The organism is Ruegeria sp. CJ9, from assembly GCF_056536625.1.
In genome coordinates this window covers 54,760-73,928 of record NZ_JBQFPY010000001.1, presented here as the reverse complement: position 1 = coordinate 73,928, position 19,169 = coordinate 54,760, and the positions used below count along the sequence as shown (strand labels likewise).

The following is a 19,169-nucleotide window of genomic DNA, read 5'->3' as shown; positions in this document are numbered from 1 at the left end:
AACCTCAATAGAATGCCTGCAACCCGGTTTGAGCCCGCCCCAGGATCAGCGCATGCACATCATGGGTCCCTTCATAGGTATTCACAGTCTCAAGATTGACCATGTGGCGAATGACATGGAACTCCAGCGAGATACCGTTACCGCCGTGCATATCCCGCGACATCCGCGCGATATCCAGCGCTTTGCCGCAGTTGTTGCGCTTGACGATCGAAATCATCTCGGGTGCGGCATTCGCTTCGTCCATCAGACGGCCAACGCGCAGGCTTGCCTGCAAGCCCAATGAGATTTCGGTCTGCATGTCTGCCAGCTTGCGTTGAAACAGCTGCGTCTGCGCCAGCGGACGATTGAATTGTTTTCGATCCAACCCGTATTCGCGCGCGGTGTGCCAGCAGTTTTCAGCCGCCCCCATCACGCCCCAGCTGATGCCATAGCGTGCACGATTCAAACAACCAAACGGACCTTTCAGCCCCTGTACATGCGGCAACAGCGCGTTTTCGTCGACCTCGACGCCGTCCAAAACGATTTCGCCGGTGATCGACGCCCTTAGGCTCAGCTTGTTCCGAATTTTCGGAGCGCTCAGTCCCTTAAGACCTTTGTCCAAGACAAAGCCACGGATCTTACCGTCATGGGCATCAGACTTGGCCCAAATCACAAACACATCCGCAATCGGAGAGTTCGAGATCCACATCTTGCTGCCGGTCAAACGGTATCCGCCGTCTATTTTCTCGGCCCGGGTTTTCATACCGGCCGGATCCGATCCTGCATCAGCCTCGGTCAGACCGAAACACCCGATCCATTCACCGCTGGCCAGTTTCGGCAGGTATTTCCGGCGCTGTTCTTCACTGCCATAGGCATAAATTGGGTACATCACCAATGAGCTTTGCACCGACATCATCGAGCGATAGCCCGAATCTACACGCTCGACTTCGCGCGCGACCAGACCGTAGGACACGTACCCTGCCCCCAGTCCGCCGTATTCCTCGGGGATCGTGGTGCCCAGCAGGCCCATTTCACCCATTTCGCGGAAAATCTCGGGGTCGGTTTCTTCGTTCTGATAAGCCTCGGTCACCCTTGGTTGCAGCTTTTCCTGCGCATAAGCGTTGGCGCTGGCGGCGATCATACGTTCGTCTTCCGTCAGTTGATCGGACAAACGAAAAGGATCATCCCATGTGAATTTACCCATATCAGGCGCATCTTTGGCGCGCAGAGTTGGCTTGGTGTCAGGGGCGTTCATGGTGCTTCTCCGCTCAATCAACTTCGCGGCAAACTAACCCGGCCTTTCAGCAAAAGACAGTAAGAGTTTGGCATCTGACTATGAGCAAAACTCATACCCCTGCCCCGACCTTCAACCCAGAGCGTAACCGGCGCCGCGAACGGTTCGAACCGGGTCCTTGCCGCCATGCTGCGTCAGTGCTTTTCGCAACCGACCGATGTGGACGTCTACGGTGCGCGTATCGACATAGATATCGCGGCCCCAAACCCGGTCAAGCAGTTGCTCGCGGCTCCAGACGCGGCCGGGTTTTTCCATGAATGTGCTCAGCAGGCGAAACTCGGTCGGGCCAAGCTTTAATGGTTTGCTGTTACGGCTCACCTTGTGCGTTTCCGCGTCCAGAATGATGTCGTCAAATTCAAGACGTATACCAACAGTTGCCGGGCGGACCCGGCGCAGTTGCGTGCGCACCCGCGCCATTAATTCTACCACCGAATAAGGTTTGACCACGTAATCATCTGCGCCGGTTTCCAGACCGCGTACCTTGTCGATCTCTTCCGTACGCGCCGACAGCATGATGATCGGAATTGCGCGTGTATCAGGGCGCATTTTAAGACGGCGACAGACCTCAATCCCGCTGAGATTCGGCATCATCCAATCCAACACGATGATGTCAGGCTGTTCCTCATCGACCAACAGTATGGCTTCGTCGCCATTGGCGGCCTTGGATACGCGGAACCCTTCAGCTTCGAGGTTATAGGCCAGCACTTCACGCTGGGCCGGTTCATCCTCGACCACCAGAACGGTTGGTTGATCAGCGGACATTCGTCTGAACTCCTAGGCGGATTGAGAGGTTATATCGGCTTTCGGGCGCGCCTCGGTCGGGCGCTCGCCGGTGACGAAATACACGACCTGTTCGGCAATCGCGGTGACGTGGTCACCCATACGCTCGATGTTCTTGGCGATGAAATGCAGGTGCATACAGGACGAGATATTGCGCGGGTCCTCAGCCATGAAAGTCAGCAATTCGCGGAACAGACCGTTATACATCTGGTCGACCTCTTCATCGCGGTCGATCACTTCGGCGGCCAGTTCGGCATCACGCTGAATATATGCGTCCAGTGCGTCGCGCAGCATGCGTTCAACCTCGCGTGCCATACGACGCAAGGCAGCCGCGCTGCCGTTGATATCCCCCCCACTGGCCAGAACCGTGGTGCGCTTGGCGATGTTTTTGGAATAGTCGCCGATGCGTTCCAGGTTGGCAGATACCTTCAGAACTGACAGCACCAGACGTAAATCGCTGGCGGTCGGCGCACGCAGCGCGATCAGGCGGGCGGTTTCTTCGTTGATCAACTCTTCCAGAGCGTCGATGGCCTTGTCACCCTGACGGACCTGCTGGGCCAGTTCCTCGTCTCGTGTTTCAAGGGACCGGGCCGAGTTCATGATGGCGGCTTCGACCAGACCGCCCATCTTCATGATATGGGCCTGAATGGCTTCTAGGTCGCGGTCGAAGGCGGATGCAATATGTTGTTCGCTCATATCTGAATACCTGTGTTCAGCCGATCCGGCCGGTGATGTAGCTTTCCGTGCGGGGGTCGAAGGGATTGGTAAAGATTTGCCCGGTTTCCCCAAATTCCACCAGATTGCCCAGATGGAAAAACGCGGTCTTCTGGCTGACCCGCGCGGCCTGCTGCATCGAGTGAGTGACGATCACCACCGAATAGCGCGCGCGCAGGTCGTCGATCAGTTCTTCGACCTGTGCTGTTGCAATCGGGTCCAGGGCTGAGCATGGCTCATCCATCAGCAGAACCTCGGGCTCCGTCGCCACAGCGCGGGCGATACACAGCCGCTGTTGTTGACCGCCGGACAGACCGGTGCCAGGGGCGTCCAGGCGGTCCTTGACCTCGTCCCAGATCGCACCGCGGCGCAGGGATTTTTCTACGATTTCATCCAGTTCCGCCTTGTTCTTCGCAAGACCGTGAATGCGCGGACCGTAGGCCACGTTGTCATAGATCGACTTGGGGAACGGATTGGGTTTCTGAAACACCATGCCCACTTTTGCACGCAGTTGTACTGGGTCGACGCGCTTGTCATAGATATCCTCGCCATCCAGCAGGATATCGCCCTGCACCCGGCAAATGTCGATCGTGTCGTTCATCCGGTTCAAGCACCGCAGAAAGGTGGACTTGCCGCAGCCCGACGGCCCGATGAATGCCGTGACGGTTTTGTCCTCGATTTCAACATTCACGTCTTTGATGGCGTGCGTATCGCCGTAATGGACCTGAACGTTATTCGCGGCGATCTTGATGTTTTTGGAGTCCACGTTTCTCTCCACATTTGTCATCTGGTTCATCTTGGGCCCCTTTTACCAGCGGCGTTCAAAGCGGCGGCGCAGAAGTACCGCGATGGTGTTCATTGTCACAAGGAAGATCAACAGAATGATGATGCCCCCCCATGCGCGTTCATAAAAGGCCGGGTCGGCGCGCTTGGACCATTCATAGATCTGCGCCGGCATGGCCGAGTTTGGCGACAGGAAGCCAGCGACGATGCCATCCGGTGGGTTCGAGGCAATAAAGCCCACCATTCCGATCAGCAGTAGGGGCGCAGTTTCCCCCAGCGCCTGCGCCAGGCCGATGATCGTGCCAGTCAAGATGCCGGGCGCGGCCAGAGGCAGAACGTGATGGAACACCGCCTGCATTTTCGAGGCCCCTACCCCCAACGCTGCATCACGGATCGACGGCGGAACCGCCTTCAGCGACGCGCGGGTCGATATGATGATCGTCGGCAAGGTCATCAGCGTCAGCACCAGACCACCGACCAGCGGAGCGGATGTCGGCAGGTGCATATAGTTGATGAACACGGCCAGACCCAGAATACCAAACACAATGGACGGCACGGCCGCGAGGTTCGAAATGTTCACCTCAATGATATCAGTCAGCCGGTTCTGCGGTGCGAATTCCTCAAGATAGATTGAGGCAGCAACGCCAATCGGAAGCGCTAGCGCAAGCACCACAAACATCATGAACAGCGAACCCAGCATCGATACACCGATCCCCGCAGCCTCGGGCCGTTGATCGGATGCGTCCGAGCCAAAGATAAATTCAGGGTTGAAGGCTTTGTACAGCACTCCCGCATTCCGCAACTGATCAACGAAATCAAGTTGTTCGACCGTGATGCTTTTATCGTTGGCAATCGACTCACGTGTGACGCGGCCCTTCAAATAGCCATCGACGCGGCTGTTGGTCAAAAAGCGGAAACTGACCGTTTTGCCGATCTCATCTGGGTTGGCGATGACATAGTTCCGCAGCTCGGCTTGCGCTGCCTTGGACAGGATTTTACCCATAGCCTTGGATTTCAGATCGGTCTTAATACCCAGCTCTTGAACTTCGGCTTCCAGAGCCGATGCAATTAGGGGCGCGTAACCGAAGGTCGAAACCTTCTTGATGTCCTCAATATTGCGGTTGCCCTTCTTATCAAGCTTGTCGGCCTTTAGCTCGACATTCAGTTCAAGATAGGTCTGCTGGAAGGCCCCGGTCCCAGCGGTCACAATATTCGTGACCAGCACGACCAGCATCAGCAACCCGATACCGATTGCGGCGACACCGTACATCTTGAACCGACTTTCAGCCGCATTGCGCCGCTTGGTGCGCGCGTCCTTTTCAAACAGCGAACCGCCCTTGGGTTTCGCCGCAGGAGCAGCGCCAGGTGTTTGGGAAATATCGGTCATTCGTACTGCTCCCGGTATTTGCGTACGATGTAGAGGGCAAAGATGTTCAGCCCCAGCGTTATGATAAACAGTGTCAGACCCAGTGCGAAGGCCACCAGAGTCTCGGGGCTGGCAAAGTCGGTGTCGCCGGTCAGCTGGCTGACGATCCGGGTTGTAATGGTGGTCATTGCCTCGAACGGGTTGCCCGAGAACTTGGCGATTGCACCGGCGGCCATCACCACGATCATCGTCTCACCAATGGCGCGGCTGGCGGCCAGCAGGATCGCGCCCACGATCCCCGGCAGCGCGGCGGGCAGAACCACCTGACGCACGGTTTCAGATTTCGTCGCACCCAGTCCAAGCGAGCCATCCCGGATCGACTGCGGCACCGCGTTGATGATGTCATCAGACAGCGATGAGACAAACGGGATCAGCATGATGCCCATCACCAAACCAGCGGTCAGAACGGCATTGGAACTTGCCATCCACCCCAGCCCCAACGCGCCGCCATTTCCGAACAGGGACACCAGCGCAGGCCCCACGGTCAGCAAGGCAAACAGGCCGTAAACGATGGTTGGAATACCCGCGAGGATTTCCAGCAAAGGTTTCGCGACCGACCGCGTCACGGTCGAGGCGTATTCTGACAGATACACAGCCGCAAACAGGCCAATCGGCACCGCCACCAACAGGGCAATCACCGAGATATAGAGCGTACCCCACAAAAGCGGCAGGATCGACAGCTCACTCCCACCGCGGAAATTCGGGGCCCAGGTGCTGCCGAAGAAAAAGTCTTTCCACGAGTGTAGTTGGAAGAATTTCAGCGTCTCGAAGAACATCGACAAGACGATGCCTACGGTGGTCAGAATAGCAATCGACGCGGCCAGTAGCAGCAAGGCCAGAACGCCTTGCTCGACCACGTTGCGCGCGCGGAATTCCTTATTCGTGCGAACATAAGCAAAGGCCGCACCCAAAAAGGCCAGCGCCAGCACTACGACCTGCATCGCCACAGACCCGCTGCTGGTCATGCTGCGGTATTTCTGAGCGGCCATCAAGATTGGCTGGGTGATATCTTGCGTCAGAACCTGGCCCGCGTCCTTCAGGGCCGCGGTCAGTGTATCAATATCCGCATTCGCGTTCTGCGCTTGCGCCTCGGTCATCGTGCCAGCGGCAACAGCACCGTTCAGGCCGTCAGCCACGCGGCGCACCTCGCTCATAACAAGGCCGCGATCCGACCCTTCGGCGATCGCGTTGTCAGGGATCAAACCGGATATTGCGTTGTCGATGATCATTGGCTGCACCAAAAGCCAGATGATCAGTACGCCCAAGGCCGGAACAAGCGCCGTAAAGGCAACATTGTAGCCGTAATAAGACGGCAACGAATGCAGTTCGCGGGCGTTACCCCCCGCGCTAGCCAGGGCTCGGGAACGGCCCGTGAAATATCCGATCACTGCCAGCGCAAGCAGGATTAGCAACAGCCAGGATAACGCCATGAGAACTCCGTGAGGATGGCAGTGAGTGGAGTCAAGAAGAACCGGGGCGTGAAGAAAACGCCCCGGTTCGGTCTTCGATATGGATTAGGAACCACCGCCTAGAACGGCTTCGTTTGCAACAGTTTCCTGAACCTTGCCCAGCTCCGGGTCAGAGACCAGGCCGTACTCGGCCAGCGGACCATCGGGGCCTGCAATCTCATCCGCGACAAAGAACTCAGCATATTCTTTCAGGCCGGGAACCACGCCAATATGCGCTTTCTTCACGTAGAAGAACAGCGGGCGCGACACCGGGTATTCGCCCGATGCGATGGATTCGGTCGACGGAACAACGTCTGACATGGTCGCAACCTGCAGCTTGTCAGTGTTGTTTTCGTAGAACGCCAGACCAAAGACGCCGATGCCGTCCTTGTTGCTGTCGATGCGCGCCAGGGTCTCGGTATAGTCGCCGTCGATGTCGACCGAAACGCCGTCGGTGCGCAGAGCGATACAGGCTTTCTCAGCCGCCTTTTTGTCGTCGCCGTTGGCCGCTTTGTAGACGTCAAAGTCGCCCAGATGCTCACAACCGGCCAGGATCACCTTGTCTTCGAACACTTCACGGGTGCCGTGCTTGGTGCCCGGGATGAAAGCCGCGATGGGTTGCGCCGGGAAATCCGGGTTCACGTCGGCCCAGGTTTTGTTCGGGTTGTCGACCAGCTCACCGTCCACAACGATCTGCGCGGACAGGGCTTTGTACCAATCTTCCGGCGTGAACTCGAACGTGTTGCCGTTAATGTCGGATGCGAACACGATGCCATCATAACCGATCTGCACTTCGATGATGTCGGTCACACCGTTTTCGGCACAGGCTTTGATCTCTTTTTCACGGATCGCGCGCGATGCGTTTGCCACGTCGATGGTGTTTTCGCCAACACCTTCGCAGAACCGCTTGAGGCCCGCTGACGAACCACCCGACTCGACAACTGGTGTCGGGAAGTCAAAGTTTTCACCGAAGGCTTCTGCAACGATCGAAGCATAAGGCAGCACGGTCGAAGAACCCGCGACCTGAACCTGGTCACGCGCAGCAGCAGCGGTGGCCGATACGGCAGCGATAGCAAGCGCCGAAGCCGACAGTTTTACAAAGGACATTCCAGTCTCCTTGATCATATCAGTTTGTGATCATCCCCATGATGATCTTGCGCCAACGTCTAAAAGTCGCGCGTAAGCCTTTTGTGACAGGTATGTAACAGCTTTATGACAGATCGCATGAAAACAGGCCGTTGGAACGCAAAGCTGCAATGCGCTTTTTACATGACAGGCAGACCACGTCTGGCAAGCTTTTGTTATCGCGGCAATATTACGGTAAAGGTTGAACCCTTTCCAACTTCGCTTTGCATCCGCAAACGCCCGCGATGGCGGTTGATTATGTGTTTTACAATCGCAAGGCCCAGCCCGGTTCCGCCCAGTTGTCGCGATCTGTGGCTGTCGGCGCGGTAGAATCGCTCGGTCAGGCGGGGCAGGTGTATCGCGTCAATGCCGGGCCCCTTGTCACTGACCAAAACCCTGACAGCCGGACCACGCATGACGGAATCGCGTTCGGATGATTCCACCCGAATGTCGACGCTGCCCCCACTGCCACCGTATTTGATGGCGTTCTCGATCAGGTTGGTGAAGACCTGACGCAGCTGGTCGCCATCCCCGATCAGCGAGACAGGCCCTTCTGGCGCGTTCAAGCTCACCTCGACGTTGGCGCTCTCGGCCAGCGGGCGCAGTGAGTTCAGCGTTGATTGCAACAGCCCCGTCAATTCAAGCTGATCTTTGGGCCGCACACGTTCTTCGCTTTCGACACGGTTTAGTGACAGCAGATCCCCCACCAATCGGTTCATACGATTGGCTTCGTCGGCCATGATCTCAAGAAACCGCGCGCGCGCGGCGGCGTCATCACGCGCCGGACCACGCAACGTTTCGATGAAGCCCATCAACGCTGTCAGCGGTGTGCGCAACTCATGACTGACATTCGCCACGAAATCCCGCCGCATCTGGCTGGCCTGCTCGACATGCGAGACATCTTGGAAAGTCGCCAGCATGGCACCGCCGGACACCGCCCCTACACCGTTCAGATAACGGCATTCAACCTCGAACGTGGTGTCCTGCGCTCCGTCATTGGACAGGTGGCGCGCCTTTGCCGGACCATTGGTATGCAGGCACTGTTCAATTGCATCAATCACCCCAGGTTGCCGCAAAATTGTCGCGAAATGCCGACCGACGATATTCTGCGTCAGCAGGGTTTTGGCATCGTCATTGGCGGCAATGATCCGTTCGGTCTGGTCGACCATCAAAGCCGGCATCGGAATGGCCGAGACAAGTTCGGCAAGCAGGTCGTCTGACATTCTTCAGACCCTTCCCGGCAAGTTAGGACACAGGCTTCATCTCGTCACGGAACCGGCGCATATTCTGTTGATAATGTAACGCGCTGAGCGTGATTTTCTGCGCCGCGGCTTCGTCCAGTTCCCGCACAACCTTGCCCGGCGTTCCCATGACCAGCGAGTTGTCGGGGATTTCCTTGCCTTCGGTGATCAAGGCCCCTGCCCCGATCAGACAATTCTTACCAATCTTTGCCCCGTTCAACACGATGGCTCCCATGCCGATGAGCGTGTTTTCCCCGATCGTACACCCATGCAGCATCACCTTGTGGCCGATGGTACAATTCTTACCGATGGTCAGAGGATAACCGGCGTCGATATGCATGATGCAATCTTCCTGCACATTGCTGCCTTCGCCCACGCGAATCTCTTCATGATCAGCGCGGATGGTGCAGCCGAACCAAACCGAGGCCCCTTCTTCCAGCACTACTTTGCCAATCAAGTTGGCATCGGGTGCAACCCAAGTATCGTCGTGGATCTGTGGTGCGTGTTCGCCCAAGGCATAGATGGTCATGACAAACCTTCAAATTCGTTCTGCAAGGTGCGTACGTGGTCTTGCAGTCTTGGTTGTTGGATACGGCGCATACGCTCTGCGCTGACGATGGTTTTCAGCTTTTCCTCGGTTGTATCCAGGTCATCGTTGACCAGTACATAGTCGTAATAGCCCCAGTGGCTGATTTCATCCCAGCTTTTGAGCATCCGCTTGGCGATCACGTCCTCGCTGTCCTGCCCGCGGGTTTCCAGGCGGCGGCGTAATTCGGGGATCGAGGGTGGCAGGATGAAAATCGACAATGCGTGCTTACCCAGATCCGAATTGCGGATCTGAACCTCACCCTGCCAATCCACGTCAAAAAGAACATCGCGGCCCGCATTTATCGAGTCCTGCACCGGGCCTGCCGGAGAGCCATAGAAGTTCCCAAACACGTGCGCATGTTCCAGCATCTGACCCTTGGCAACCTGCTGTCTGAATTCATCCTCTGACAGAAAGTAATATTCCCGTCCGTGTTCTTCCCCCGGACGAGGTGCGCGGGTCGTGGCCGAAACCGAGAACTCCAGACCTTCATCCCAGGCCATAAGCCTGCGGGCCAAAGTGGATTTCCCCGCCCCGGAAGGCGAAGACAGGATGATAAGTAGGCCGCGGCGATCTGCCATGTCAGTTGTTCCCATCGTCATTCAACATTTTGCACCTGTTCGCGCATCTGATCTATTACGGCCTTCAGCTCAAGCCCAACCGAGGTCAGCTCGGCGCTTTGCGCCTTTGAACACAGCGTGTTGGCCTCGCGATTAAACTCCTGCATCAGGAAATCCAGCTTGCGCCCCACGGCCCCATCCTGCGACAGCAGATCGCGTGCGGCGTTCACATGCGTTTTCAGGCGGTCAATTTCTTCGGTGATATCGGATTTGACCGCGATCAGCGCCAATTCCTGCGCGACCCGGTCCGGGTCAGCCCCTTGCGCATTGTCCAGCACACGGGCCAGATTTTCGCGCAATGCCTCGGCGGTCTTGTCCTTGCGTTGTTCTGCAAGCTCGGCCGCTTGCACCGTTAAGTCGGCGACCTGAGCAAGCTGACCGTCCAGAATGTCTGCCAGAGCCTTGCCTTCTGTCTGGCGCATGTCGACGAAAGCTGCCAACAGGTCGGCAAATTCGTTCGTCAATTCCTTGACCAGAGGCGCGGGGTCGTCCACTTCACTGCCAGCCTCCAACATTCCTCTCAGCCCTATCAGGTCCGCCGCGGTCGAAGGTGCCAGCGCGACGCCGCTTTCTGCCGCCATTTCCTGCGTACGGGCCAGCGCAGCAAGTGCCGCGCCCATGGCGTCTTCATTCAGAACCAGATCAGGGGCAGTTTCTTCGCGGCTTAACCGTAAGGACAAAGTGACATTTCCCCGGCTCAGTGATTTGGACAGCTGGCCGCGCAAGGCGGTTTCGAGCCCGGTCAGCCACTCGGGCATGCGCAACCGTATGTCCAGACCCTTGCCGTTCACGCTGCGCAGATCCCACGTCCAGCTATGGGGTCCATACGCCCCTTTGCCTGCGGCGAATCCGGTCATGGATCTGATCATGTTGGCTGTCCTTGTCTGCTCGGTTGTCGCACCTAATGCCATCGGCGGGCGCAGGGCAAGAGTTTGCTGGTTTTCGGCCTTCGTCCAGAAGTTAACCATTCGTTAAAGAATTCCTCCAAAATTGACTCAACTCGTGTCAATTTGGCTTTGGTCAGGGATGATCGGACCTGAAGGGTCCCGATATCTTGAATTTTAGATAAATGACGGGCGATTGACGCTAGGGTGATGTAAATGAAAACGTTTTTCGGTAACAGGTTCGGATCAAACTCTGGAAAGATCGTCGCAATGGATCGTTTTGACAGCGGGCGCAGCCTCTCGCCCATCCGACAGGTCGAGGCGTACTGGACCGCGCTGTTAACCGGCGACGGTGTCCCCAAACGTGCGCAGATCGATCCGCGCGGGCTTGAGAACGTTCTGGAATACACGTTCATTCTGGAACGTATCGCGCCCGGTCTGGCCCGGTTTCGTCTGGCTGGAAGCCAACTAACACAGCTGGCAGGCATGGAAGTGCGCGGCATGCCGTTAACCGCGTTTTTCGAACCCAGCGCTCGTGGCCAGATATCGGACGTATTGGAGCAGGTCTTTGCCCAGCCGGCAATTGCCGAGCTTGGATTAGTCGCCGCCGGCAAACTGGGCCGCAACCAGTTGCAGGCACGTATGATCCTGTTGCCCCTGAAAAGCGATCTTGGCGATGTCAGCCGCGTGTTGGGTGTCATGATGTCCGACGGTGCAATCGGCGCGACGCCTCGCCGTTTCTCAATCCCCGACACCAGAGTGCGGGCTGTTTCAGACGTTCAGGCACCGCAACAACCGGCGCAGCAAATCTCGGCCGGGTTTGCGGAAGAGCAAGCAGAATTCAAGAAACCCGGATCACATCTACGGCTGGTTGCGTCACGGGACGACTGACAAAAAAGGCGGGCCAGTGCAGCCCGCCTTTTAACCTTAAAGACAGCAAATCTTAGCTGGCTTCACGTTTGTTGCGATCGCGGCGCAGGTTGGTCAGTTCTTCGGCAACCAAAAAGGCCAGTTCCAGCGATTGCGTCGCGTTCAGTCGCGGGTCGCACGCAGTGTGGTAACGATCCGAGAGGTCCTCTTCGGTCACGGCACGCACCCCACCGGTGCATTCGGTCACGTCCAAACCGGTCATCTCAAAATGCACGCCCCCAGGGATGGTGCCTTCGGCCTGATGCACACCAAAGAAGTCGCGCACCTCGCGCAGGACTGAATCAAACGGACGGGTTTTGTAGCCCGTCGCCGATTTGATCGTGTTGCCGTGCATCGGGTCGCAGACCCATGTGACCTTGGCGCCCTCTTCCTTGACGGCCTTGACCAGACGCGGCAGATGCTCACCCGCCTTGCCCGCACCAAAGCGCGCGATCAGGGTCAAGCGACCTTCCTCGTTTTCCGGGTTCAACTTGGACATCAGAACCTTGAGGTCTTCTGCCGTGGTCGAGGGACCACATTTCAGACCAATCGGGTTCAGGACACCGCGGCAAAATTCTACATGCGCCCCGTCCGGCTGACGGGTGCGGTCACCGATCCAGATCATATGGCCCGAACCGGCCAGCCAGTTGCCAGAGGTGGAATCAAGACGGGTCAGCGCCTCTTCGTATTCCAGCAGCAGGCTTTCATGGCTGGTGTAGAACTCAACGGTCGAGAACTCATGCGTGGTGTCCGCCGTGATCCCCGCCGCACCCATGAAGTCGATAGTGTCCTGAATACGGTCGGCGATTTCCGAGTATTTCTGCACGTCCTGTACATCGGTGAAGCCCAAAGTCCAGGAATGCACCATGCTCATATCGGCGAAACCACCGGTCGAGAAAGCGCGCAAAAGGTTCAGGGTCGCAGCCGCCTGAGTGTAGGCCTGCAGCATCTTGCCCGGATTCGGAATCCGTGCTTCGGGTGTGAAGGCCAGTTCGTTGATGATGTCACCACGGTAGCTGGGCAGCTCAACGCCATCCACCACCTCGGTCGGGGCGCTGCGCGGTTTGGCGAATTGGCCTGCCATGCGGCCCACTTTGACCACCGGTACCTTGGCGCCATAGGTCAGAACCATTGCCATCTGCAGCATCACCTTGAACGTATCACGGATCGCATCCGCGCTGAATTGTTCAAAGCTTTCCGCACAATCCCCGCCCTGCAACAGGAAGGCCTCGCCGCGACCGGCGGCACCCAAATGTTGCTTTAGACGCCGTGCTTCGCCCGCAAAGACCAGCGGGGGATACTGTGAAAGCTGAGCCTCGACTTTGGCCAGCGCGGCCGCGTCGGTATAGTCTGGCATTTGAACCCGGGGCTTGTTGCGCCAGTTCGTTTTTTGCCATTCAGTCATAGCTTTGATCTCCGCTGAAGTATTCAGGTTGCTTCTATACAAAATGCATTGAAGACTGACCATATACGATTTGGCCCTCTTGACGCAGCAAACAAGCTTTGATCAAGGTGGCTGCCAAATCTGACGTCGGACAAAAAGTCGCCGGGCGCCGAATCAAGGACACCTCGCCATGCAAGAGCAACGCCAAGTTGTCACGGTGGAAGACACTGCGGCCAACTCCCGCAATTTCGTATTTGTCCTTTTGGACAAATTTTCTCTGCTGTCGTTTGCTTCGGCACTGGACAGCCTGCGCATAGCCAACCGTATGGCGGACAAAACGCTGTATACGTGGACATTGATGGGTGAAGGTGGCGAAACAGTCAGCTGTTCGGCCGGAACTACCTTTGCGCTGGATTCAGACCTGGTTGAGCTGCAGCGCGACGATGTTGTCATGATCTGCGGTGGGGTCGACGTTCAGGCGGCGACCACCAAGAAGGTGTTGAACTGGGTGCGCCGCGAGGCAAGGCGCGGCTTGCGCATCGGTGGCCTATGCACAGCGGCCTATACTTTGGCCAAGGCCGGGCTGTTGGATGGCAAACGCGCAACCATTCACTGGGAAAACTCCGACAGCTTTGTCGAGGAATTCGACGAGGTTGAACTGACCAAGTCCGTCTTTATCGTCGACGGCAACCGGATGACGACTGCAGGCGGCACGTCTTCCATCGACCTGCTGCTTAAAATCATTGCTGATGACTTCGGCGAGGATTTGGCGAATGCCGTTGCGGATCAGATGATCTATTCCTCGATCCGCACCGACCAAGACACCCAGCGTCTATCGACACCAACTCGGATTGGCGTGCGTCACCCGAAACTGAGCCAGGTCATCCTGATGATGGAAAAGAACATCGAGGAACCGATCTCACCCTCGATTCTGGCCAAGGATGTCGGCATGTCGACGCGGCAGTTGGAACGTCTGTTCCGCCGCTACCTGAGCCGTTCGCCCAAACGGTATTACATGGAGCTGCGCCTGCACAAAGCGCGCAACTTATTGATGCAAACCGATATGAGTGTGATCAATGTGGCGCTGGCCTGCGGGTTTGCCTCGCCCAGCCATTTCTCGAAATGCTACCGGGCGCATTACAATACCACGCCTTATCGCGAGCGTGGAGCGCAGGGCGACCGGTTGTCGGTGTAAGTTACTCAGGGGTCATACGATAGACGGCCCCTTCACCCACGGAAATGAACCAGATTGACCCGTCAGGGGCCTCGACTATGTCGCGCACCCGAATCGTTTCAGGGCCCTTGATCTGTTCAACCTCGCGCAGCGGCGATCCCGCCAGCCGCGCGATATAGTCGAATTTGAGCGACCCAACGAAGATATCCCCTTTCCAGTCCGACCAAAGCTTGCCGGAATAAACCATCAGACCCGAAGGGGCGATGGAAGGGTCCCAATAATGCTCTGGTTGTTCCATACCCGGCTTCGCGGTGCCTTCTCCTATTTTGTCGCCGGAATAATGCACGCCATAGGAGATGACTGGCCAACCGTAGTTCGACCCTGGCTGAACCAGATTGACCTCATCCCCACCTTTTGCCCCGTGTTCCGATATCCAAAGGCGGCCCCTTGCGTCCAAACCGGCCCCTTGCGGATTGCGATGGCCATAGGACCAGATCTCAGGCTGCACACCGCTTGCCTGAACAAAGGGATTGTCACCGGGAACCGATCCGTCACGGTTCACGCGGATCACCGTGCCATTATGATTGGACCTGTCTTGCGCCTTGGGGCGTTCCCCCCTGTCGCCGATTGTGACGAACAAAGTTCCGTCCTTAGCTTCCACCACGCGGGAACCGTAGTGACGCCCTGATGAACCACCCGGGACAGCCTCGAAGATCACACGCAGGTTGGTCAGCCGATCACCGCCTTCAGACAATCGGGCCACCGCAAGGGCCGTTCCGGTGCCGCCGCGCTGTGGTTTGGAAAAGGTAAGGAATATCTCGCGTGTTTGGCTAAAATCACGGGCGACCGTCACGTCCAACAAACCGCCCTGCCCTTTGGCCAAAACGTCGGGCACACCTTTGACGGATTTGGCTTTCCCATCCGCAACATAAAGCAGTTTGCCATCCCGTTCGGTGATCAATACCCCCTGGTTCGGCAAAATACCAATTGCCCACGGGGCATCCAATCCTTCGACCATCGGCGTCACTCGCACAGGGCCAGAAGAAGTTTGCAGTACGTCGGCACTGAGCAGCCCCGCCTTAAAGACAAGAAACAGAATCGTGAAAACTCTCAACATTCAGCTCTCCACCTGCAGCATGCCAGCCGCCAGAAACGGGACAAACCCAACAAAACAATCAGAACTTCAGGTGGCAACCACACAATTGCGTGAGGACTTTTCTTTTCCGAACAGCTTGCCTAGGGTCGTGCCCAGAACGAACACGTTCCAATTTGGGAGTAACCACATGAAAAAGCTGCTTACTGCAACCGCAGCAACCGCACTGTTGGCCGGCACCGCCATGGCCGAAGACGTTAAACTGGGCATTATGTTCGGTTTCACCGGCCCGATTGAATCGCTTTCGCCAGCAATGGCGTCCGGCGCTGAGCTGGCGATGAAAGAGGTTTCGGAATCCGGCAAACTGCTGGACGGGTCCACCGTAACGCCCGTACGTGCTGATACGGGCTGCGCTGACAATGCTCTGGCCACCGCTAATGCGGAACGTCTGGTTGCCGAAGGCATCAACGGCCTTGTTGGCGGAGACTGTTCGGGCGTAACCGGTGCCATTCTGCAAAACGTCGCCGTGCCGAACGGTATGGTCATGATCTCACCTTCGGCCACCTCTCCGGGCCTGTCAGTTATGGAAGATAATGGCCTGTTCTTCCGCACGTCCCCATCGGATGCGCGCGAAGGCGAAATCATGGCCGACATCCTGAAAGAGCGCGGCGTCAACTCGATCGCTCTGACCTATACCAACAACGACTACGGCAAGGGCCTGTCCGAGGCGATCAAATCCTCGTTCGAGGCGCTGGGCGGTGAGGTAACCATCGTTGCCGCGCACGAAGACGGCAAAGCCGACTATTCGGCCGAAGTCGGCGCGCTGGCATCGGCAGGTGGCGACATTCTGGTCGTTGCGGGCTATCTGGATCAGGGCGGTCTGGGCATCATTCAGTCCTCGCTGGACAGCGGCGCATTTGACACCTTTGGTCTGCCGGGTGGCATGATCGGTGACTCGCTGCCTGAAAACGTCGGTCCGGATCTGAACGGCTCGTATGGTCAGGCCCCAGGATCGAAAAGCGAAGCTGCGGATTCGTTCTTTGCCATGGCCGAAGCCGAGGGTTTTGACGGCTCGTCCATCTTCGTGCCCGAGTCCTATGACGCAGCGGCGCTGTTCCTGCTGGCCATGCAGGCGGCGGGTTCCAGCAACCCGGCGGACTATGGCGGCAAGATCATGGATGTTGCCAACGAACCGGGTGAAAAGATCTATCCGGGTGAGCTGGCCAAGGGTCTGGAGCTCCTCGCAGCGGGCCAAGACATCGACTATGTCGGCGCCTCGGGCGTTGAGCTGATCGGCCCCGGCGAAAGCGCCGGTGCATACCGCGAAATCGAAGTCATCGATGGTGAGATGAAGACGGTTAACTACCGTTAAATCCTCATCTGACAGAGCAAAACCGAACAGCCCGGGCCTTGTGTCCGGGCTGTTTCAGTGACAAAAGGCTGCACCTCTGTTTTCGGGGAAAAGGCAAGGGAAAACCATGATCGTCGTTGAGGACGTGCATAAGCATTTTAGCGGGTTCCACGCGGTGGACGGTGCTTCGCTGGAAATCCAAAAGGGCTCGATCACCGGCCTGATCGGACCGAACGGTGCGGGCAAGACAACCCTGTTCAACGTGATCGCGGGTGTGTTGCCGCCGACCAGCGGCAAGGTTTTCATGGATGGCGAAGATATCACTGGCCTGCCTCCGCATAAGCTGTTTCACAAAGGGCTGCTGCGCACGTTCCAGATCGCGCATGAGTTTTCGTCAATGAGTTGCCGCGAGAACCTGATGATGGTGCCCGGCGCGCAATCGGGTGAATCACTGTGGAACACTTGGTTTGGCCGCAAACGCATCGCCGACGAGGAACGCGCCCTGCGCGCCAAGGCGGACGAGGTGTTGGAGTTCCTGACCATCGAACACCTGGCCGACCACAAGGCAGGTCAGGTTTCGGGCGGGCAAAAGAAACTGCTGGAACTTGGTCGCACCATGATGGTCGACGCCAAGATCGTGTTTCTGGACGAGGTTGGCGCGGGTGTGAACCGCACCTTGCTGATGACCATAGCCGACACCATTCTGCGTCTGAACAAGGAGCGCGGCTATACCTTTGTCGTCATCGAGCATGACATGGATTTCATCGGCAAAATTTGCGACCCGGTGATCTGCATGGCCGAGGGCAAAGTGCTGGCCGAGGGCACTCTGGACGAGATCAAGGCCAACGAACACGTGATCGAGGCTTATCTGGGCACCGGCCTGAAGAACAAAGACAAGCTGGAGGCCCAGACATGACTGCGGGCGCAAGCGACAACCCCTATCAGGACGATCACGGCAACAAGGACGCAACAATTGCCAATACCAAGGGCATTGGCACAATGACCCCCGCGCATCCAACCAGCGGAGAAACCTACAAGGTCAGCGGCGGCCCCTTCCTGATCGGAGATACCATGACCGGTGGCTACGGCAAGGGTCCCGACATTCTGCACGACTGTACCATCGCCGTGGATAAGGGTGAAATCGCCGTCATCGTTGGTCCCAACGGTGCCGGTAAGTCCACCGCGATGAAGGCCGTGTTCGGAATGCTGGATGTCCGTGCCGGGTCGGTGCGGCTGGATGGCGAGGACATCACCAAACTGTCGCCACAGGATCGGGTGATCAGGGGGATGGGCTTTGTGCCGCAGACCTCGAATATCTTCACGTCCATGACGGTCGAGGAAAACCTAGAAATGGGTGCCTTCATCCGGCGCGACGATATCAGTCAGACGATGGAGCAGGTCTATGACCTCTTCCCGATCCTGCGCGACAAACGCAACCAGGCGGCCGGAGAGCTGTCGGGCGGTCAACGCCAGCAGGTTGCCGTGGGCCGAGCGCTGATGACCCAGCCCAAGGTGCTGATGTTGGACGAACCCACTGCCGGTGTCTCACCCATCGTGATGGATGAACTGTTCGACCGGATCATTGAGGTCTCACGCACCGGCCTGCCAATCCTGATGGTGGAACAGAACGCCCGTCAGGCTTTGGAGATTGCGGACAAGGGATATGTCCTGGTGCAGGGGCGGAATGCGTATAGTGGCACGGGTAAAGAATTGCTGGCCGATCCCGAAGTGCGCAAGAGCTTCTTGGGGGGATGAGTGCTGTGTTTCCTCAGCGAGGACTGAAACACTTTCTTTTCTTAACTGTCGCTGGGTTCGGTGCAACTGGTGTAGGATATGCCGAAATCGTTCCCCAAACTTACTGTCAGGTAAAAATGTGTGAAGTTCGTGCGCATTGCATCTCGAACGACTGTGATGCCGTCGAGTGTCTAGAAGGCGGCTTTACTATGGAACTTTCTTCTATCGGCAACCAACTGAACACTTTTGCCGTCGGGCCAGATAAGGACTCCAAATTTCCGTTAGCTGGCTTTGAGTTCGAACCGGAACTTTCGAAAAATGGCCGACTTGTCGCACGCCGCACCGACGACAGAGAAATGGCGATCATGCAGATCGAGTTGGACAAGGGTCAGCCAACTGACGTCACTATCACAACACAAACCAGAGGTTGGATGGTCGACGTGTCGGTACTTCATGGCCACTGCGGAGAAAACAACTAATGGACGTCTTTGTAGCGCTCTCCAACTTCGTCCTTGTTTCTGCAGTCGTATAAATTGGCTAATCAAATTTGGTCGTATTGAAATTGCTTCGGTAACTTTACGATAAATAGCTGAGGTGGGGTAAATAGGACTTATTCTCATTAGTACTACCTTCACCACCAATAC

The 19,169-nt window shown here is 57.1% G+C and carries 19 protein-coding genes; 6 read left to right on the top strand and 13 right to left on the bottom strand.

Annotated features, from left to right (window positions below; translation table 11 throughout):
• Positions 1-4 precede the first annotated feature (4 nt).
• The 11 genes from ACR0AJ_RS00410 to ACR0AJ_RS00360 form a co-directional block, all read right to left on the bottom strand.
• Positions 5-1,234 (bottom strand): acyl-CoA dehydrogenase, encoded by a 1,230-nt coding sequence (locus ACR0AJ_RS00410; protein WP_480739791.1) that lies wholly within the window; start codon positions 1,232-1,234, stop codon positions 5-7.
• A gap of 111 nt (positions 1,235-1,345) precedes the next feature.
• Complete coding sequence (gene phoB / locus ACR0AJ_RS00405) at positions 1,346-2,035, bottom strand: phosphate regulon transcriptional regulator PhoB (protein ID WP_480739790.1); 690 nt, start codon at positions 2,033-2,035, stop codon at positions 1,346-1,348.
• A gap of 12 nt (positions 2,036-2,047) precedes the next feature.
• Entirely contained in the window at positions 2,048-2,749 is a 702-nt protein-coding gene (gene phoU / locus ACR0AJ_RS00400) for a phosphate signaling complex protein PhoU (RefSeq protein WP_058281268.1), read from the bottom strand.
• Between the two features lie 16 nt (positions 2,750-2,765).
• Entirely contained in the window at positions 2,766-3,563 is a 798-nt protein-coding gene (gene pstB / locus ACR0AJ_RS00395) for a phosphate ABC transporter ATP-binding protein PstB (RefSeq protein ID WP_480739789.1), read from the bottom strand.
• A gap of 12 nt (positions 3,564-3,575) precedes the next feature.
• Positions 3,576-4,937 (bottom strand): phosphate ABC transporter permease PstA, encoded by a 1,362-nt coding sequence (pstA, locus tag ACR0AJ_RS00390; RefSeq protein ID WP_480739788.1) that lies wholly within the window; start codon positions 4,935-4,937, stop codon positions 3,576-3,578.
• Positions 4,934-6,406, bottom strand: coding sequence for a phosphate ABC transporter permease subunit PstC (gene pstC, locus ACR0AJ_RS00385; RefSeq protein ID WP_480739787.1), 1,473 nt, complete (start codon positions 6,404-6,406; stop codon positions 4,934-4,936). The genes pstA and pstC overlap by 4 nt, the downstream gene beginning before the upstream one ends.
• An 84-nt stretch (positions 6,407-6,490) precedes the next feature.
• On the bottom strand, positions 6,491-7,531 hold the full coding sequence (locus tag ACR0AJ_RS00380) for a substrate-binding domain-containing protein (protein ID WP_170348719.1): 1,041 nt from the start codon (positions 7,529-7,531) through the stop codon (positions 6,491-6,493).
• Between the two features lie 194 nt (positions 7,532-7,725).
• The gene (locus tag ACR0AJ_RS00375) at positions 7,726-8,772 is read right to left on the bottom strand and encodes a sensor histidine kinase (protein WP_170375361.1); all 1,047 of its coding nucleotides are present in this window, start codon (positions 8,770-8,772) and stop codon (positions 7,726-7,728) included.
• Between the two features lie 22 nt (positions 8,773-8,794).
• Positions 8,795-9,319 (bottom strand): gamma carbonic anhydrase family protein, encoded by a 525-nt coding sequence (locus ACR0AJ_RS00370; RefSeq protein WP_170358490.1) that lies wholly within the window; start codon positions 9,317-9,319, stop codon positions 8,795-8,797.
• Complete coding sequence (gmk, locus tag ACR0AJ_RS00365) at positions 9,316-9,957, bottom strand: guanylate kinase (protein ID WP_170348722.1); 642 nt, start codon at positions 9,955-9,957, stop codon at positions 9,316-9,318. The genes ACR0AJ_RS00370 and gmk overlap by 4 nt, the downstream gene beginning before the upstream one ends.
• Before the next feature lie 17 nt (positions 9,958-9,974).
• Entirely contained in the window at positions 9,975-10,865 is an 891-nt protein-coding gene (locus ACR0AJ_RS00360) for a YicC/YloC family endoribonuclease (RefSeq protein ID WP_480646666.1), read from the bottom strand.
• Between the two features lie 231 nt (positions 10,866-11,096).
• Here ACR0AJ_RS00360 and ACR0AJ_RS00355 point away from each other — a divergent pair, with 231 nt between their 5' ends.
• Positions 11,097-11,771 (top strand): PAS domain-containing protein, encoded by a 675-nt coding sequence (locus ACR0AJ_RS00355; RefSeq protein ID WP_170394114.1) that lies wholly within the window; start codon positions 11,097-11,099, stop codon positions 11,769-11,771.
• Between the two features lie 52 nt (positions 11,772-11,823).
• Here ACR0AJ_RS00355 and ACR0AJ_RS00350 read toward each other — a convergent pair whose 3' ends face one another.
• Positions 11,824-13,194: a class II 3-deoxy-7-phosphoheptulonate synthase gene (locus tag ACR0AJ_RS00350; protein ID WP_170348725.1), complete on the bottom strand. Its 1,371-nt coding sequence runs from the start codon at positions 13,192-13,194 to the stop codon at positions 11,824-11,826.
• Positions 13,195-13,363: 169 nt separating this feature from the next.
• Here ACR0AJ_RS00350 and ACR0AJ_RS00345 point away from each other — a divergent pair, with 169 nt between their 5' ends.
• A complete protein-coding gene (locus tag ACR0AJ_RS00345; protein WP_170348726.1) occupies positions 13,364-14,368 on the top strand; it encodes a GlxA family transcriptional regulator in 1,005 nt (334 codons plus the stop codon).
• A 1-nt stretch (position 14,369) separates the two neighbouring features.
• Here ACR0AJ_RS00345 and ACR0AJ_RS00340 read toward each other — a convergent pair whose 3' ends face one another.
• Positions 14,370-15,464, bottom strand: coding sequence for a PQQ-dependent sugar dehydrogenase (locus ACR0AJ_RS00340; protein ID WP_480646668.1), 1,095 nt, complete (start codon positions 15,462-15,464; stop codon positions 14,370-14,372).
• Between the two features lie 166 nt (positions 15,465-15,630).
• Here ACR0AJ_RS00340 and ACR0AJ_RS00335 point away from each other — a divergent pair, with 166 nt between their 5' ends.
• From ACR0AJ_RS00335 to ACR0AJ_RS00320, 4 genes are all read left to right on the top strand, one after another.
• The gene (locus ACR0AJ_RS00335; protein WP_170348728.1) at positions 15,631-16,812 is read left to right on the top strand and encodes an ABC transporter substrate-binding protein; all 1,182 of its coding nucleotides are present in this window, start codon (positions 15,631-15,633) and stop codon (positions 16,810-16,812) included.
• 106 nt (positions 16,813-16,918) lie between these two features.
• Positions 16,919-17,707, top strand: a complete 789-nt coding sequence (locus ACR0AJ_RS00330) for an ABC transporter ATP-binding protein (protein ID WP_170348729.1) — start codon at positions 16,919-16,921, stop codon at positions 17,705-17,707.
• Positions 17,704-18,546 carry an ABC transporter ATP-binding protein gene (locus ACR0AJ_RS00325; RefSeq protein ID WP_170348730.1) on the top strand — a complete coding sequence of 281 codons (843 nt, stop codon included), beginning with the start codon at positions 17,704-17,706 and terminating at the stop codon, positions 18,544-18,546. Before ACR0AJ_RS00330 ends, ACR0AJ_RS00325 begins: the two co-directional genes overlap by 4 nt.
• Positions 18,543-19,004, top strand: coding sequence for a hypothetical protein (locus ACR0AJ_RS00320; RefSeq protein WP_480646670.1), 462 nt, complete (start codon positions 18,543-18,545; stop codon positions 19,002-19,004). The genes ACR0AJ_RS00325 and ACR0AJ_RS00320 overlap by 4 nt, the downstream gene beginning before the upstream one ends.
• The last annotated feature ends 165 nt before the right edge of the window (positions 19,005-19,169 follow it).

Bases quoted from the DNA above. Each gene is read 5' to 3' on its own strand.
- ACR0AJ_RS00410 (WP_480739791.1), bottom strand. From the start codon at position 1,234: ATGAACGCCCCTGACACCAAGCCAACTCTGCGCGCCAAAGATGCGCCT.
- phoB (WP_480739790.1), bottom strand. From the start codon at position 2,035: ATGTCCGCTGATCAACCAACCGTTCTGGTGGTCGAGGATGAACCGGCC.
- phoU (WP_058281268.1), bottom strand. From the start codon at position 2,749: ATGAGCGAACAACATATTGCATCCGCCTTCGACCGCGACCTAGAAGCC.
- pstB (WP_480739789.1), bottom strand. From the start codon at position 3,563: ATGAACCAGATGACAAATGTGGAGAGAAACGTGGACTCCAAAAACATC.
- pstA (WP_480739788.1), bottom strand. From the start codon at position 4,937: ATGACCGATATTTCCCAAACACCTGGCGCTGCTCCTGCGGCGAAACCC.
- pstC (WP_480739787.1), bottom strand. From the start codon at position 6,406: ATGGCGTTATCCTGGCTGTTGCTAATCCTGCTTGCGCTGGCAGTGATC.
- ACR0AJ_RS00380 (WP_170348719.1), bottom strand. From the start codon at position 7,531: ATGTCCTTTGTAAAACTGTCGGCTTCGGCGCTTGCTATCGCTGCCGTA.
- ACR0AJ_RS00375 (WP_170375361.1), bottom strand. From the start codon at position 8,772: ATGTCAGACGACCTGCTTGCCGAACTTGTCTCGGCCATTCCGATGCCG.
- ACR0AJ_RS00370 (WP_170358490.1), bottom strand. From the start codon at position 9,319: ATGACCATCTATGCCTTGGGCGAACACGCACCACAGATCCACGACGAT.
- gmk (WP_170348722.1), bottom strand. From the start codon at position 9,957: ATGGCAGATCGCCGCGGCCTACTTATCATCCTGTCTTCGCCTTCCGGG.
- ACR0AJ_RS00360 (WP_480646666.1), bottom strand. From the start codon at position 10,865: ATGATCAGATCCATGACCGGATTCGCCGCAGGCAAAGGGGCGTATGGA.
- ACR0AJ_RS00355 (WP_170394114.1), top strand. From the start codon at position 11,097: ATGAAAACGTTTTTCGGTAACAGGTTCGGATCAAACTCTGGAAAGATC.
- ACR0AJ_RS00350 (WP_170348725.1), bottom strand. From the start codon at position 13,194: ATGACTGAATGGCAAAAAACGAACTGGCGCAACAAGCCCCGGGTTCAA.
- ACR0AJ_RS00345 (WP_170348726.1), top strand. From the start codon at position 13,364: ATGCAAGAGCAACGCCAAGTTGTCACGGTGGAAGACACTGCGGCCAAC.
- ACR0AJ_RS00340 (WP_480646668.1), bottom strand. From the start codon at position 15,464: ATGTTGAGAGTTTTCACGATTCTGTTTCTTGTCTTTAAGGCGGGGCTG.
- ACR0AJ_RS00335 (WP_170348728.1), top strand. From the start codon at position 15,631: ATGAAAAAGCTGCTTACTGCAACCGCAGCAACCGCACTGTTGGCCGGC.
- ACR0AJ_RS00330 (WP_170348729.1), top strand. From the start codon at position 16,919: ATGATCGTCGTTGAGGACGTGCATAAGCATTTTAGCGGGTTCCACGCG.
- ACR0AJ_RS00325 (WP_170348730.1), top strand. From the start codon at position 17,704: ATGACTGCGGGCGCAAGCGACAACCCCTATCAGGACGATCACGGCAAC.
- ACR0AJ_RS00320 (WP_480646670.1), top strand. From the start codon at position 18,543: ATGAGTGCTGTGTTTCCTCAGCGAGGACTGAAACACTTTCTTTTCTTA.